1 pseudogene is annotated in these 1,210 nt (G+C 48.7%); it reads left to right on the top strand.

The features are described from left to right. Positions 1-1,210, top strand: a pseudogene (locus WA352_RS21670) (trimeric autotransporter adhesin AtaA); the annotation flags it as partial.

The raw sequence follows: 1,210 nt of genomic DNA, 5'->3' as shown, positions 1-1,210 counted from the left end.
CACCAGCGTTAAAGCAACAGCGGACAAAGGCATCAACTTTGGTGGCACAACAGGCAAGAACAACTATGCCTTGGGTAGTGATATCAACGTTAAAGGCGATAGCAACATCACCAGCACGACAGTTGCAGGCGGAGTTCAACTGGGCTTAGGCGATACGTTGAATGTTAAAGATGCAATCAATGTGGGCAGTGGTGCAACCAAAGTTAAGATTGATGGCACGACCAATACCATTGGTGGTTTAAGCAACACGACTTGGAACGGCACAGCAGTATCAGGTCAAGCGGCAACTGAAGATCAATTGGCAGCAGTTGATGGCAAGTTGGGTAACTTGGACGATGCAGCGGTTAAATATGATGACCCTGCAACCAAAGACAAAGTGACTTTAGCGGGCGCAGGTGGCACCACCATTACCAATGTTAAAGCCGGTGCGGTGAACTCGACTTCGACTGATGCAATTAACGGCAGTCAATTACACGGTGTTGCAGACAGCGTTAAGAGTGCAATTGGTGGCAACACGACGATTGATGCAACGACAGGTGCAATCACGACTAGTAACATTGGTGGCACAGGTTCGAACACGATTGATGGTGCGATCACCAGCGTTAAAGCAACAGCAGACAAAGGCATCAACTTTGGTGGCACAACAGGCAAGAACAACTATGCCTTGGGTAGTGATATCAACGTTAAAGGCGACAGTAACATCACCAGCACGACAGTTGCAGGCGGTGTACAACTGGGCTTAGGCGACACGCTGAATGTTAAAGATGCAATCAATGTGGGCAGCGGTGCAACCAAAGTTAAGATTGATGGCACAACCAATACCATTGGTGGTTTAAGCAACACGACTTGGAACGGCACAGCGGTATCAGGTCAGGCAGCAACCGAAGATCAATTGGCAGCAGTTGATGGCAAGCTTGGTAACTTGGACGATGCAGCGGTGAAATATGATAACCCTGCAACCAAAGACAAAGTGACTTTAGCAGGTGCAGGTGGCACCACCATTACCAATGTCAAAGCTGGTGCGGTGAACTCGACTTCGACCGATGCAATCAATGGCAGTCAATTACACGGTGTTGCAGACAGCGTTAAGAGTGCAATTGGTGGTAACACGACCATTGATGCAACGACGGGTGCAATCACCGCAAGTAATATTGGTGACACAGGCTCGAACACGATTGATGGTGCGATCACCAGCGTTAAAGCAACAGCA

Origin of the sequence: Acinetobacter sp. 102, assembly GCF_037028485.1 — a bacterium.
Taxonomy (GTDB): Bacteria; Pseudomonadota; Gammaproteobacteria; order Pseudomonadales; family Moraxellaceae; genus Acinetobacter; species Acinetobacter higginsii.
The sequence above is the reverse complement of the archived record's forward strand: the minus strand, read 5'-3'. Positions and strand labels throughout refer to the sequence as shown.